General features: G+C 56.0%; 10 protein-coding genes. 7 read left to right on the plus strand and 3 right to left on the minus strand.

What is annotated here, in order from left to right:
- Positions 1 to 8: 8 nt before the first annotated feature.
- From ACJJIO_RS07795 to tfpB, 3 genes are all read right to left on the minus strand, one after another.
- Positions 9 to 971: a branched-chain amino acid transaminase gene (locus ACJJIO_RS07795; protein WP_444899651.1), complete on the minus strand. Its 963-nt coding sequence runs from the start codon at positions 969 to 971 to the stop codon at positions 9 to 11.
- 59 nt (positions 972 to 1,030) lie between these two features.
- Positions 1,031 to 3,874 carry a bifunctional [glutamate--ammonia ligase]-adenylyl-L-tyrosine phosphorylase/[glutamate--ammonia-ligase] adenylyltransferase gene (gene glnE, locus ACJJIO_RS07800; protein ID WP_444910669.1) on the minus strand — a complete coding sequence of 948 codons (2,844 nt, stop codon included), beginning with the start codon at positions 3,872 to 3,874 and terminating at the stop codon, positions 1,031 to 1,033.
- Between the two features lie 98 nt (positions 3,875 to 3,972).
- Positions 3,973 to 5,748 (minus strand): type IV pilus assembly ATPase TfpB, encoded by a 1,776-nt coding sequence (gene tfpB, locus ACJJIO_RS07805; RefSeq protein WP_252083560.1) that lies wholly within the window; start codon positions 5,746 to 5,748, stop codon positions 3,973 to 3,975.
- 144 nt (positions 5,749 to 5,892) lie between these two features.
- Here tfpB and ACJJIO_RS07810 point away from each other — a divergent pair, with 144 nt between their 5' ends.
- The 7 genes from ACJJIO_RS07810 (at position 5,893) to ilvD (ending at position 15,318) form a co-directional block, all read left to right on the plus strand.
- Positions 5,893 to 6,570: a TIGR00153 family protein gene (locus ACJJIO_RS07810; RefSeq protein ID WP_252083561.1), complete on the plus strand. Its 678-nt coding sequence runs from the start codon at positions 5,893 to 5,895 to the stop codon at positions 6,568 to 6,570.
- Positions 6,571 to 6,580: 10 nt separating this feature from the next.
- Positions 6,581 to 7,855 (plus strand): inorganic phosphate transporter, encoded by a 1,275-nt coding sequence (locus ACJJIO_RS07815; protein WP_252083562.1) that lies wholly within the window; start codon positions 6,581 to 6,583, stop codon positions 7,853 to 7,855.
- Positions 7,856 to 8,053: 198 nt separating this feature from the next.
- The gene (locus ACJJIO_RS07820) at positions 8,054 to 9,754 is read left to right on the plus strand and encodes a thiamine pyrophosphate-binding protein (RefSeq protein ID WP_444910670.1); all 1,701 of its coding nucleotides are present in this window, start codon (positions 8,054 to 8,056) and stop codon (positions 9,752 to 9,754) included.
- Between the two features lie 177 nt (positions 9,755 to 9,931).
- Positions 9,932 to 10,810: a carboxylate/amino acid/amine transporter gene (locus tag ACJJIO_RS07825; protein ID WP_444903303.1), complete on the plus strand. Its 879-nt coding sequence runs from the start codon at positions 9,932 to 9,934 to the stop codon at positions 10,808 to 10,810.
- Positions 10,788 to 11,951, plus strand: coding sequence for an acetylornithine deacetylase (gene argE / locus ACJJIO_RS07830; protein ID WP_444887387.1), 1,164 nt, complete (start codon positions 10,788 to 10,790; stop codon positions 11,949 to 11,951). Before ACJJIO_RS07825 ends, argE begins: the two co-directional genes overlap by 23 nt.
- An 82-nt stretch (positions 11,952 to 12,033) precedes the next feature.
- On the plus strand, positions 12,034 to 13,356 hold the full coding sequence (argA, locus tag ACJJIO_RS07835; protein ID WP_444899645.1) for an amino-acid N-acetyltransferase: 1,323 nt from the start codon (positions 12,034 to 12,036) through the stop codon (positions 13,354 to 13,356).
- Between the two features lie 126 nt (positions 13,357 to 13,482).
- Positions 13,483 to 15,318, plus strand: a complete 1,836-nt coding sequence (ilvD, locus tag ACJJIO_RS07840) for a dihydroxy-acid dehydratase (protein WP_444910671.1) — start codon at positions 13,483 to 13,485, stop codon at positions 15,316 to 15,318.
- Positions 15,319 to 15,345 lie beyond the last annotated feature (27 nt).

Genomic DNA, 15,345 nt, shown 5'->3' on the forward strand with positions numbered 1-15,345 from the left:
CTGGTGGGCTAGGCGACAGCAATATGGCTTGTGTCATGAAGGCCGGTGTCATCTACATCACTCAGCCAACCCCGGTGCGCAGTACTGCGACCATGCACTACATCAAAATAAAGTCCCTGCAAACGACCGGTGATTGGGCCGCGGCGACCACTGCCGATGGAGCGGCCATCGAGCATACTGATAGGCAGCACCTCTGCGGCGGTACCCGTAAAAAAGGCCTCATCGGCGATATAAACCTCATCGCGTGTAATACGCTTCTCCACCAACCGGTAACCGCACTCCCTAGCCAACTCAATCACCGTATCCCGGGTAATGCCATCCAAGCAGGAGGTCAGCTCCGGGGTATAAATAATCCCATCCCTGACGATGAAAAAGTTTTCCCCACTGCCCTCGGCCACATAGCCCTCTGGATCGAGCAATAACGCCTCTTCGCAACCGTTGCGAATCGCCTCCTGCAGGGCCAGCATTGAGTTGATGTAATTACCGTTGGCCTTCGCCTTGCACATGCTGATGTTGACGTGGTGACGAGTATAAGAGGACGTATTGACCTTGATGCCACGCTCCAATGCCTCTGGGCTCATATAGCTGGGCCACTCCCAGGAGGCGACGATTACGTGGGTACTAAGGCCCTCTGCACGCAACCCCATCCCCTCAGAGCCGTAAAATACCATTGGGCGCAAATAGGCGTGCTGGAGATTATTTTCCCTGACTACAAGACGCTGAGCCTCATTCAGCTCATCCGCTTCATAGGGCATAGGGATATTCATGATCTTCGCGGAGCGAAATAAACGACGGGTATGATCCTGCAGGCGAAAGATACTGGCTCCGCGATCGGTCTCATAAGCGCGCACCCCCTCAAAAACACCCATGCCGTAGTGCAGGGTATGGGTTAGGACGTGCACGCGCGCATCGCGCCAGGGAACCAACTCACCGTCAAACCAGATAACGCCATCACGGTCGGCAAAAGACATAGGGCAACTCCCACTAATCCTGAAAAACAGTTTAATCGGGCAGCAGGACCAAGCCGGTTTTAACCGAGTAATTGCTGCCAGTTTGTTAGAACGGTCTTTCTTTCCGCTGTGAAACGGTCATCGCTCACTGTCCCTGGCAGTTGTTGTAGTGCCAGGCGATGACCTTCAGATCGGTAGGCTTTGTAGGCGTCGATCAGATGCTCGACCTGTTTGGCCGGCATCAGGCCCGCGTCATTCAGACTTTCGAGAATGCGAATGTTATCGGTATATCGCACGATCGAGGGCGCAGTTTGCGCCCAGGCCAGAGCAGCATATTGAACCAAAAATTCAATATCGACAATACCGCCCGGGCCGTGCTTGAGGTCGAAATTTTGATCATTGCTTTTATCCAGGTGAGAGCGCATTTTATCGCGCATCCCAACCACTTCCTCGCGCAATTTCCCCTCATTTCTTTGCTCGCAAAGCAATTTCAGGCGCAGGGCCTCAAAGTCCTTGCAGAGCTGTTCGCTACCCGCAACCGGGCGGGCGCGCACCAACGCTTGATGCTCCCAGGTCCAGGCGCTCTCGCGCTGGTATTTTTCAAAGGCTTTCATTGAGGTGACCAACAGGCCCGAATTGCCCGAAGGGCGCAAACGGGTATCCACCTCATATAGCGGTCCGCTCAGGGTACGGGTTTGCAGGATATGAATCAGGCGCTGCGCAAGGCGGGTATAGAAGCGCAAATTGTCGATACTGGTTGCGCCGTCGGTAGCAAGCTGGGGGTCCGCATCGTGCACAAAAACAATATCCAAATCGGAGCCGTGGGATAATTCCAGCCCCCCAAGCTTACCGTAGGCGACAATGGCAAAGTGCATATCTTCAGCTGTGGCGCCGGCCGGCTGTCCATATTTATCCACCATTTGCGCCCAGGCTAGGCTGAGTGACTGCTGCAATATGCCTTCCGCCAGCCAGGTGAGAGAGTCGCTTACCTTCATCAGTGGTAATGCCCCGCTGACCTCTTGAGCGGCAATACGCAGACTCTGGCTCTGCTTAAAATAGCGCAGTGTTTCCATCTGCAGCTCCAGATCTGCTGGATCGACACGCAGCAGTTCGCGGCGAAGCTCATCGGCAATATCTTCAGCCGTGGCCGGTGCCAGCAGGCGGCGAGAATCCAGTAGTTCATCCAACAGGATGGGGTGACGCGCCAGCTGCTCGGCGATTCGTGGGCTGGCACTGCACAGTTGTACCAGCTGGCTGAGTACCGGGGGGTTCTCATTGATGAGCACCAGGTAAGCACTGCGGCGCAACACTGAGCGCACCAGAGGGAGTACCCGACCGAGCACCAACAGCGGCCTTTCCTGCAAACTGGCTGCGGCCAGCAACAAGGGCATAAAGTGATCCAGGCGCTCACGCGAAGATGCAGGCAGTGCCACTACCATTGGAGAGTGATTGAGATCCCGCAGCACCTCCAGAGCCTCCGGCGCCGGGCTAAAACCTGCATTCTCCAGAGTCTGCAGATTGATCTCTTCACTACTCTCATCGCCACAGCTACTCCACAATCCCTGCCACTCTTCCGCCACATGAGGCTCGGCAATCTCCTCCGGCGGTGCAATAACCGTGTCGAACTCTCGCTCCACCACATTGCGAACGCCAGCCAACTCCCTGGACAACTGATCCCAGTTGTCGCGGCCAAGGGCGAATGCGAGCCGCTCGCGTTCTGCTGGGTCCTGCGGCAGCGCTTGGGTCTGCTGGTCTTTATAAGCCTGCAAGGCGTGCTCCACCCGACGCAGCAGCAGGTAGCAGTTGCCCAACTCATCGGCGACACCAGGTTCCACATGGCCGTCAGCTTCCAGCAAAGGCAGGATTGTTAACAAATTGCGCTCTCGCAACGCCGGCACACGTCCACCGCGGATCAACTGGAAAGCCTGCACGATAAACTCCAGTTCGCGAATACCTCCGCGCCCCAGCTTGATATTGTCAATCAACCCACGGGCGCGTACCTGTCGCTGTATCAGCGCTTTCATCTCGCGCAAGGCATCAATAGCACTGAAATCAATATAGCGACGGTAAGTGAATGGCCGCAACAGCTCCATCAACTCGGCGGCAACGCTTTGATCGCCAGCCACCGGACGCGCCTTGACCATGGCGTAACGCTCCCACTCGCGCCCCTGGGTCTGATAATAATCTTCCAGAGCGGCGAAATGGCTCACCAATGGGCCGCTGTCACCATAGGGGCGCAAGCGCATATCCACACGAAACACGAAGCCCTCCGCCGTGATGGCATCCAGGGATTTAATCAGACGCTGACCCAAGCGCTGGAAAAACTTCTGGTTTTCCACACATTGATCGCCATCGGTATGACCGGGGTCGGGATAGGCGAAGATCAGATCGATATCCGAGGAGAGATTCAGCTCGCGCGCGCCCAGCTTACCCATACCCAGCACCACCAAAGACTGCGCCCTCCCACTTTTATCCCGGGGCTCACCATAACGCTGTGCCAGCTGGCGGTGGTGCCACTGCAAAGCCGTGCTAATAGCGAGCTCTGCCAGCTCACTGAGACGCAGGCAGGCCCTGGGAATATCCCACTGACCGGCAAAATCGCGGAAAATAACCTCGGCGGTCGCTCGGTTGCGCAGCTGCCGCAGGGCCAGATCTAAAGTTTCATCGCTATCAAAGCAAGGCAATTGCAGGCCCAGATCATCCTGTTGCAGTAGTTCCAAGAGGAAATCCGGTTGGCGGCAGCACTGTCGATAAAAGAATTCAGAACCGATAAAACTGCGTGCCAGTGCCAACCCAAGCGCTTTATCTTGTAACAACGCCTCTGCCTCAGCCGCCAATGCCGGGCCCGCCGCCTCGCGCCAGTCTTGCCACAGACTCTGCAGTTGCGGGCGCAGGGGTTCGGGGCAGATGGCGCTATCAATCATGGGAAATCGATCCTTATTTCCAAAAGTGGAATTCTGCAGGGGCAGCTCTCCCGCCCCACAATTTTTAAACTCAAACTACTTGGGGAATTTGGGCCCAATTAAAAAGCGATATCCGGAGGCGGTGCCACACGCAATACTTCCGCCACCGTAGTCAGGCCAGTAGCCACCTTCTTGGCCCCCGACAGACGCAGACTGTTCATACCCTCGCGCATAGCCTGGCGACGCAGCTGTTGTAGGTCGCAATCGGGGGTGACGATGGTCTGCACCGCTTCGCTAAACGGTAGGATTTCATAGATCCCCTGGCGGCCCTTGTAGCCAGTGTTACGACATTCCAGGCAGCCCTCGGGGGCATACACTTTTTCGGGTAGAGGCGCTTTCCAGGGACGAACCAGAGAATGCCAGTCTGCCTCATTGATGGTGTCTTCACGTTTGCACGAAGGACAGAGAGTCCGCACCAGGCGCTGGGCCATCACACCGAGGATGGTGGACTTAAGCAGGTAGTGAGGCAATCCCAAATCTAACAGACGAGTAACCGCCGTGGGAGCATCGTTGGTGTGTAGAGTGGAGATCACCAAATGGCCGGTGAGCGCTGCCTGTACCGCCATCTGCGCGGTTTCCAGATCGCGAATCTCCCCCACCATGATGATATCCGGGTCCTGGCGCATCAGGGTACGGATGCCCGCGGCAAAATCGAAGCCGATAGAATGGTGGACCTGAGTCTGATTAAAACTCTCCTCCACCATCTCGATAGGATCTTCCACGGTAGAGACATTCACTGCACTGGTGGCGAGCTGCTTGAGGCCGGTATATAGGGTAGTGGTCTTACCCGAGCCGGTAGGGCCCGTAACCAGCACAATGCCGTTGGGCCGCGCCAGCATCGTCTGCCAGCGGGCCAAATCGGTGCCGGAGAGCCCCAGGTCACTGTAAGAGCGCGCCAGTACCTCGGGATCGAAAATACGCATCACCAGCTTCTCGCCAAAGGCGGTGGGCAGAGTGGAGAGGCGAAGCTCCACCTCGCTGCCATCGGGCCGTTTGGTTTTTATGCGGCCGTCCTGAGGTTTGCGCTTCTCCGCCACATTCATTCGTCCAAGGATTTTTAGACGACTGGTTACCGCCGCATTGACCTGATCGGGCAGTTCATGGATCGGATGAAGTACCCCATCGATACGAAAACGAATACGCCCCACCTGACGCCGCGGCTCGATGTGAATATCACTGGCGCGCTGATCGAAAGCGTGCTGTAACAACCAGTCGACGATATTAACGATATGCTGGTCATTGGCCTCCGGGTCTTTAAGGCTGCCCAACTCCAGCAGCTGCTCAAAATTATTCGCTGCAGAGGTACCCTGCAGTCCACTAGCGCCGGAAATGGAATTCGCCAGGGAGTAAAACTCCACACAGTAACGCTTGATATCTGCAGGATCTGCCACCACCCGCCGCACCCGACGCCCACTAGTATGTTCCAGCTGCTCCTCCCAGCCGTGGGTGAAGGGTTGGGCCGTGGCAACGGTTAACTCTTCTGCACCAGCCTCGACACACAAAATCTGGTGACGCTTGGCGAACTGGAAACTCATTACCTCGGTTACCGCGCTCACATTCACTTTGAGCGGGTCGATATGATAGAGGGGGTGGTCCGCACACTCCGCCAGCCAGGCACTGAGTAGCTCGTCGCCCAGTAAAGTGCCTGGGCTCTTCTGGCTGGCCAGATCGCAGCTGGCGATATAGCTGAGCGGATGCATCTGTGCCTGCTCCGCAGTGCGCGGAGTACCCACAATACGGTTCGCATCCAGCCTGCTCACGTAGCCCTGGGCAACGAGGTCCTCCAGTAATCCACGTAAATCCAGCAGCCTGTCCGCCGCTCTACTCTCTGTCATCGGCATGCCCCCTTATTCTCATATGACGACGCATTGTAGCCCTATCAATCAAAGCCGACAGTGCATCGTTAACGCACTAATACCGAAGTGGCTCCGATTGGGGTACCATGCCGCCGTTTCGCACCCTGAGCAATGGAGCTAACCATGGCCCTGTCGAATATTGCCAATTTGTTTGGCCGCTCACCGATCAAGCCGATCGAGAAGCATATGGCTACGGCCCACGAGGCTTCAGCCGACCTGATCCCCTTCTTCGACGCCCTCATCAAAGGCGACCTGAAAGAAGCGGAGCAGATTCAATTGCGTATCTCTGCAGCAGAGAATCGCGCCGATGACATCAAGAGAGACCTGCGTCTGCACCTGCCAGACAGCCTGTTTATGCCTGTCTCCCGCTCCGACCTGCTAGAGCTGCTGCACGCCCAAGACGAAGTGGCCAACACAGCGCAGGATATTGCCGGGCTGGCGGTCGGTAGAAAAATGCAGATCCCTGAGAGTCTGCAGTCTCTGATGACCACTTTTGTAGAGAGCGCCGTGGCCACTTCCGCCCAGGCCCTGCGCGCGATCAATGAACTGGATGAGTTGCTGGAGAGCGGCTTTGCCGGGCGCGAGGTGACCATCGCCAAGCGTATGACCGAAGAGCTGGATGAACTGGAGCGTAAGTCGGATAAATTGGAAGTCGAAATTCGCGCCTCCCTGTTCACTATTGAGAAAGACCTACCGCCGGTGGATGTGATGTTCCTCTACCGAGTGATTGAATGGATCGGCGAACTGGCCGATCGTGCCCACAGCGTGGGTAACCGTTTGCAGTTGTTGTTGGCACGTTAGGGGGTTCAACGTGGAAATTCTTAGTCAATATGGCCATATTCTGTTGATATTGGCCTGTGTCGCGGGCTTTTTTATGGCCTGGGGTGTTGGTGCCAACGATGTCGCCAACGCCATGGGCACTTCAGTCGGCTCGCGAGCACTGACTATCAAACAGGCGATTGTCATCGCCATGATTTTCGAGTTTGCGGGCGCCTATTTAGCCGGTGGTGAGGTAACCGCCACAATCCGCAAAGGCATTATCGATTCTGAAATCTTTGCCTCGCAGCCCGAACTGCTCGTCTACGGCATGTTGTCCGCCCTGCTCGCCGCCGGCACCTGGCTACTGGTGGCCAGTATCCTAGGCTGGCCGGTATCCACCACCCACTCCATTGTCGGCGCTATTGTCGGTTTTTCCGCAGTGGGTATCTCCCCCGATGCGGTGGCTTGGGGCAAGGTGGGTAGCATTGTAGCGAGCTGGGTAGTCTCCCCTCTGCTGGCAGGTACTATTTCCTTCCTGCTGTTCCGCAGCGTGCAACGCCTGATCCTCGATACCGAGGATCCATTTGCCAACGCCAAGCGCTACATTCCTTTTTATATGTTCGCCGTGGGCTGGATGATCGCTATGGTGACCCTGACCAAGGGTCTGAAGCACGTTCTCAAAGACGCAGATATCAAGCTCAGTTTCCTGCAGGACGCCGGTATTGCCGCGATTGTAGGTCTGTTGGTCGCAGGCGTTGGCGTCACCATGCTCAAGCGTATCAAGCGTGACACCTCCATCGAAGCAGAAAACCGCTTTGCCAATGTGGAGCGTGTCTTCGCGATCCTGATGATTTTCACCGCCTGTGCCATGGCCTTCGCCCATGGTTCTAACGACGTGGCCAATGCCGTTGGTCCACTGGCGGCGGTAGTCAATACCATCCAAGTGGGTGCAGTAACCGCCAAGGCAACTATGCCTTCATGGATTCTGTTGCTTGGGGGCCTGGGTATTGTGGTGGGCCTCGCCACCTATGGCTTTAAAGTAATGGCGACTATTGGCCGTAAAATTACTGAGCTAACGCCCAGCCGCGGCTTTGCTGCAGAACTCGGCGCCGCTGCTACCGTGGTTATGGCCTCCGGCACCGGCCTGCCCATCTCCACCACCCATACCCTGGTGGGCGCGGTACTGGGTGTTGGCCTAGCCCGTGGCATCGGTGCGCTGAACCTGCGTATGATTACCACCATCGCCGCTTCCTGGGTAGTTACCCTGCCCGCTGGCGCTGGAATTGCAATCCTGTTCTTCTACTTCTTCAAGGGATTGTTTGGCTAATTGCGGCTGCGCAATATCCATCAAAAAAAGGGAAGCTCAGCTTCCCTTTTTTATTTCAAGCGAACCGCTCTTGTTCTGCTACCTGGCCAGAGCCCCCCCTCATCACCCTCTCAGAAACTGAACTAAGCTGTCCCAGATCTATCCGAAACCGTCCCGCCAGCCGAGTAGCGATCACCGGCTGAGAATGAATATCGCCACATGACGACACGTGACATTAGACATTGGACCGTTGGCACCTACCTGGCACAGCGCTTGAAGGATGTGGGTATTCGCCACTATTTTGCCCTGCCTGGCGATTACAATCTGGTATTGCTCGACCAGCTACTGCTGGAGCCAGACCTGAAGATGATCAGTTGCTGCAATGAGCTGAATGCAGGTTATGCCGCTGACGGCTACGCTCGGGCAACCCAGGGACCCGCCGCAGCCGTGGTCACATTTTCTGTTGGCGGGCTCAGCATGATCAACGCAGTCGCAGGAGCCTATGCGGAGGATCTCCCTCTGATTGCCATTTCCGGGGGCCCGAATACCAATTCGGAAGCCGAGTGGGAGTACCTGCACCACACTCTGGGCGAAGTGAACTACAGCTATCAGCGCGAGATGTACTCTTACGTCACCGCCGAGACCGTAATCATCCACCACCCCAAATTGGCACCGGCCGCTATAGATCGCGCACTGGATACCGCCATGTTGCGGCGCAAACCAGTGTATATAGAGGTCGCCGCCAATGTCGCCAATGCCCCAACCTCGGCGCCAATTCCGCGCGGCTTTGCCCGGCGCCCTACCAGCGATCCCGACTCCCTCGCCGCCGCTGTGAAGCATATCGTCGATTTCTTAAATGGTGCCGAGCGCCCGGTTTTAATTGCTGGCAGCAGGGTGCGTGCAGCCAGTGCGCAAAAAGCCCTGTGCGATCTGGCCCATAGCTGTAAATATGGTCTCGCCTCAATGCCCGATGCCAAGGGTCTACTTCCCGAGACCCTTGAGAGCTTTATGGGTATCTATTGGGGCCCTGTGAGCACCCCTGGATGCAGTGAGATTGTGGATACAGCAGATGCTCTATTATTTGCAGGTCCCCTGTTTACCGATTACACAACAACGGGCCATCAGCTGTGTTTTCAGGGTGATAAAGCCATCCTGGTGCAACCTACTTCTGTTCAACTGGGGGACACCTGCTACAGCAATGTGCATATGAGGGATCTGCTAAATGCCCTTGTAGGACAACTAAGTGCAAACGATGGGGCCTTGAAGGCCTACCACAGGGTGAGCAGCCCTAAACATATCCCCAAACCCGGTAAACCCGACACACCACTCACCAGTAGACAACTGTTCGCACGAATACAGAAGCTGCTCGATCGCAAAAGTACCTTACTAGTGGAGACTGGGGACTCCTGGTTTAACGGTATGGAGCTTTCATTGCCCGAGGGAGCACAGTTTGAGATTCAGATGCAATATGGAAGCATCGGCTGGTCTGTGGGAGCCAGCCTCGGCTACGCCCTCGGAATGAGCAAAGGGCGCCTGATCTCCTGCATTGGCGACGGCTCCTTCCAGCTCACTGCCCAGGAAATATCCACCATGATTCGCTACGGGGTTAACCCGATTATTTTCCTGATCAACAATGGTGGTTATACCATTGAGGTGGAGATCCACGATGGCCCCTATAACACGATTAAGAATTGGGATTACGCCAAGCTGATCGAGACTTTTAGTGCAGGGGAAGGCAACGCCTGGGGGTGTAGGGTCACCACCCAGGGCGAGCTGGATCAGGCAATCACTGAGGCCAAGAAGCGTAGTGGCCTGTGCCTGATCGAAGTGCTGATCGACCGCAACGACTGCAATGTAAACCTACTGCGTTGGGGCAACCAAGTTGCCCGCAATAACAGCCGGGCGCATCGTAGTATATGACAGCCATTCCAAACAGTGAGGGCGATGTTTTTGTCCCCCATTTTCGATTGAGCAAGCTTCATTGAACGCTACTCATCGCAGTAAGTGGCAACCCCTTCCATTTATTCTTCGCCCGCGCAATACTCACCAGCCACTAGCTATTTGCCGCATATCATCCGTTCCCGAGAAAGCATTCCCATGCCTTTATTGATCCTTGTCACCCTGCTCTGGGCCTTTTCTTTCAGCCTGATCGGAGTTTACCTCGCCGGTCAGGTCGACAGTTATTTCTCGGCGATGACTCGGGTTTTATTGGCCGCTCTGGTATTTCTGCCCCTGTTAAAGTGGCGACGCTCTAGTGCTCGCGACGCCATTGTTCTAATGGCCATTGGTGCCTTACAGCTGGGGGCCATGTACCTTTTTTACTATCAGTCATTCCTGCTGCTGAGTGTGCCTGAGGTGCTGCTGTTTACCATATTTACCCCTCTATACATTGCACTGCTTTATGATCTGATTGAGCGACGCCTATCACTGTGGAATTTGGCCATCGCAATGCTGGCAGTCTGCGGGGCGGCCATTATCCGCTGGGACTCCCCTAGTGGCGATTACTGGTTAGGCTTTGCCGTGGTTCAGGGGGCCAACCTGTGTTTTGCCGTCGGCCAGGTTGCTTACAAGCAATTTATGCAGCGGGATCAATCTCTCCCGCCCAGGCAGACATTTGGCTGGTTTTTTCTAGGTGCGGCAGTCATTACGGTATGCGCATGGGCTTTTTTGGGCGAGCCCAGGTATCCACAAACCCTAACCCAATGGGGAGTATTGTTGTGGCTCGGCCTTGTGGCCTCCGGCCTCGGTTATTTCCTCTGGAATAAGGGCGCCACCCTAGTCTCCGCGGCGACTCTCGCGGCTATGAACAATGCCCTGGTACCCGCCGGCCTACTGGTAAACCTGTTAATCTGGAACCGCGATGCGGATATTCCCAGACTCGCTCTGGGTGGATGCGCAATCGCACTGGCGGTTATCCTCAACGAGCGACGCAACAAAATAGGGGACAATTCCCATGGCGCCTATCGCAGTACCTGAGTTAAAGACCCAGCTTCGACAATTAATCGCCTGCCCCAGTGTCAGCGCCACCGATCCAGCGCTGGACATGGGCAACCGCCCGGTGGTGGAAAAACTCGCAGACTGGCTCGATACCCTAGGGTTCACCGTGGAATTGATGCCCCTGCCAGACAGCACGAATAAAGCCAACTTGATTGCCACCCTCGGCGCACATGAGGGCGCTGAAGGCGGCCTGATCCTTTCCGGACACACCGACACGGTTCCCTTCGACGATGGGCGCTGGCATTCAGACCCGTTCATCCTGCAGGAGCGCGACAATCGCCTCTATGGCTTGGGCACCAGTGATATGAAAAGCTTTTTCCCACTGGCCATCGAAGCCGCCCGTAGCTTTATCGATAAACCTCTGCGCCAGCCCCTGACCATTCTCGCTACCGCCGATGAAGAGACCTCAATGACCGGCGCCAGAGAGTTGGTCAAAGCAGGGCGACCGCAAGGACGCTACGCGGTAATTGGCGAGCCGACTGGCTTGCGCCCGGTTCGCATGCACAAGGGTGTGATGATGGAGGCCGTGCGTATCACGGGACAATCGGGGCACTCCTCCAATCCTAGCCTCGGTGCCAACGCCCTGGAGGCTATGCACTTGGTTATTGGGGAGTTATTACGTCTGCGCGGGGAGTGGCAGGAAAAGTACAATAACCCCGGATTTGTCGTCCCCGTACCTACCCTCAACCTTGGCTGCATCCACGGTGGTGACAACCCCAACCGAATTTGCGGCCATGCGGAATTACAGTTTGACGTACGCCCACTACCCGGTATGTCACTGCTGGAATTGCGCCGTGAGTTAAATACAAGGCTGCAGGCATGTATCGACAACAGTAGAATTCATCTCGATATGGTTTCTCTGTTTCCCGGTACCGAACCCTTCGAACAGGATCCTAATTCTGAGTTGGTCAAGGTTGCGGAAAAGCTCACCGGTTACAGCGCCCAGAGTGTCGCCTTCGGCACTGAAGCCCCCTACTTGAAGAGCATGAATATTGACACTATCGTGCTTGGCGCCGGTGATATAGATCAGGCTCACCAACCGGATGAATACCTGGAGCTCGATCGTATAGAGCCGATGGTAAAAATATTGCGCAACCTGATCGGACGCTTCTGCCTCTAAACCATTCAGGCCAGCCTGGCTTCAGTTAAATTTTTATCCGCCCCTTACACAAGCAAATATATCGACAGACGGAAAGGTATTAGTGACCGACGAGAACGCCTCCCTCAATTGGTTCCGCCATGCGGCGCCCTATATCAATGACCTGCGCGGTCGCACTCTGGTAGTCGGCATTCCCGGCGACGGGCTCGAACACAGCAACTTTCGCAACCTGGTCCACGATCTTGCGCTGCTCGCCAGCCTTGGAGTCCGCCTGGTAGTGGTGCATGGCTGCCGTGCACAAGTCAACCGCGCCCTGCAAGAGCGCGGCATTGAGGGCCGTTTTCACGGCAACAAGCGTGTTACCGACCGGGAAAGCTTGGAAGTGATAAAAGCCGCAGTGGGCAGATTGCGCTTCGATATCGAAGCGGCCTTTTCCCAGGGGCTCCCCGACTCCCCCATGGCGCGCTCAGCGCTGAAGGTAATTTCTGGAAATCTGGTTACTGCACGCCCATGCGGCGTTCTGGATGGTGTCGACCTGGGCTGGACCGGCACAGTGAGGCGCATGGAAGTCAACACTATTGAACAGGCACTAGACCAGGGCGCACTGGTGCTACTATCCCCCCTGGGGACCTCTTTGACCGGCGAACTATTCAATATTAATTACCTGGACTTAGCCGCAGAGGCCGCTAGAGTCCTGCGAGCCGAGAAACTGGTGCTGTTCCGCGAGCCGGCGCAATTGATGCTTGATGGTAATCCAATCAACGAGCTCAGTATTGTTCAGGCCGAGCAAGCCGCCACCCGAATACAGAGCAAAACCCTGCAGTGTGCCATTCAGGCCTGCAATTCAGGTATAGCCCGGGTCCACCTGCTCAGTTACTGCCAGAATGGTTCTCTGATCCAGGAGCTTTTTCGCCGTGAGGGCGCCGGTACCATGATCTACCGGGATAGCTATGAAGTGGTGCGCCGGGCGCGAATCACCGATGTGGGGGGGATTCTCGGCCTGATTCGCCCACTGGAGAAGCAGGGCGTTTTGGTAAGACGCTCACGGGAAAAGCTCGAAGCCGAGATAGATCATTTCACCCTGGTGGAGGTCGATGGTACACCCGTAGCCTGTGCCGCTCTCTACCCTATTGGAGACGACAGCGACGATACTTCTGCCGCTGAGATTGCCTGCGTGGCAAGCCACCCAGATTTTCGTGGCGGTGGGCGCGGCGCCAAGCTGATGCGCCACCTCGAACGCCAAGCCCGAGCGGTCAATATCCGCGAGCTCTATGTGCTCACCACCCAAACCGAACACTGGTTTATCGAACAGGGGTTTGATCAGGTCGGGGTGAGTGATCTGCCAGCCTCACGTAAATCCCTGTACAACATCCAGCGCAATTCACGCATTCTGCGCAAACAGCTCGGCCAGGACGGTACGTCTTAACTCTCTCCTATCGCAATACCTATCCTAGTAAGTAGCGCAGTGGATCCGCACTGCGCGAAAACATCCCAGATATAGGCTTTTTTTGCTAAGCTGACGCTCTAATTTACACAGCCGGATGCTTGTACCATGCCCAGATATCGTTCCCGTACCTCCACCGCCGGACGCAATATGGCCGGCGCCCGTGCCCTGTGGCGTGCCACAGGTATGACCGATGCGGATTTCCACAAGCCGATTATCGCCATCGCCAATTCATTCACTCAGTTTGTACCCGGGCACGTACACCTCAAAGATATGGGGCAGCTGGTGGCAAGGGAGATCGAGCGAGCCGGCGGTGTCGCCAAGGAATTCAATACCATCGCCGTAGACGATGGTATCGCCATGGGCCACGATGGCATGCTCTACAGCCTGCCCAGCCGTGAGATTATCGCCGACTCGGTGGAATACATGGTCAACGCCCACTGCGCTGATGCCCTGGTATGTATATCCAACTGTGACAAGATCACTCCGGGCATGCTGATGGCTGCCCTGCGCCTGAATATACCGGTTATTTTTGTATCCGGCGGACCAATGGAGGCTGGCAAGACCAAACTGGCCGACCACAAGCTCGATCTGGTGGATGCCATGGTGATCGCCGCCACAGATACAGCCTCTGACGAAGAGGTTGCGGAGTACGAGCGCTCTGCCTGTCCAACCTGCGGTTCCTGCTCCGGCATGTTCACCGCCAACTCCATGAACTGTCTGACTGAGGCGTTGGGCCTCTCACTGCCAGGCAACGGCACCCTGTTGGCCACCCATGCTGACCGCAAAGAATTGTTCCTGCGCGCCGGACGAGAAATCGTCTCGCTGACCAAGCGTTACTACGAAGAAAATGACGAGAGCGCCCTGCCTCGCAATATCGCCAACCGCGCAGCCTTTATGAATGCGATGGCTCTGGATATCGCCATGGGTGGCTCGACCAACACGATATTGCATCTACTCGCCGCAGCCGAGGAGGGCGATATCGACTTCAACTTACAGGATATCGATCGACTCTCACGCGAGGTGCCGCAACTGTGCAAAGTCGCACCTAACACAGAGAAGTACCATGTGGAGGACGTCCACCGAGCCGGTGGGGTAATGGCGATTCTCGGCGAATTGGAATCTGCTGGTTTAATTGATGCCTCCCTGCCCACCGCCTACGGCGGTTCACTGGCCGATGCATTAAGGCAATGGGATATTTCTCGCACCGATCAGCAATCGGTGCATGACTTCTACCGAGCTGGTCCCGCAGGTATTCCCACACAGACCGCATTTAGCCAGGCCTGCCGCTGGCCAACTCTGGATGCCGATCGTCAGCAAGGGTGCATTCGCTCAGCCGAGCATGCTTATTCTGCTGAGGGCGGGCTGGCAGTTTTATTCGGCAACCTGGCCCCTAATGGCTGTGTAGTAAAAACCTCCGGTGTGGACGAGATACTGTGGCAATTTGAGGGCCCGGCCCATGTTGTCGAGAGCCAGGAGGAGGCGGTTGCCCATATTCTCGAAGGTAAAGTACAGAAAGGCCAAGCGATAATTGTTCGCTATGAGGGCCCTAAAGGCGGGCCCGGTATGCAGGAAATGCTATACCCCACCAGCTACCTAAAATCCAAGGGACTTGGGGAACACTGTGCCTTGATTACCGATGGACGTTTTTCCGGGGGCACCTCTGGCCTCTCTATAGGCCACGTTTCTCCAGAGGCTGCATCTGGAGGGAATATCGCGCTGGTACAGGATGGCGATTCAATCCGAATCGATATACCAGCGCGCAAAATTGAGATTGCCCTCAGTGAAGAGGAGCTTGAGAATCGCCGCCAGGAAATGGAAGGGCTCGGCCAGCAGGGCTGGAAACCCCAAAAAGAGCGCCCCCGAAAAGTCAGCAAGGCCCTAAAAGCTTATGCATTACTCGCCACCAGCGCCGATCGCGGTGCGGTAAGGGAAATTGATTAAGCAGATATACAGAAATTAAAAAGCGGC

This window comes from Microbulbifer mixtoriginis (SeqCode) (assembly GCF_052467235.1).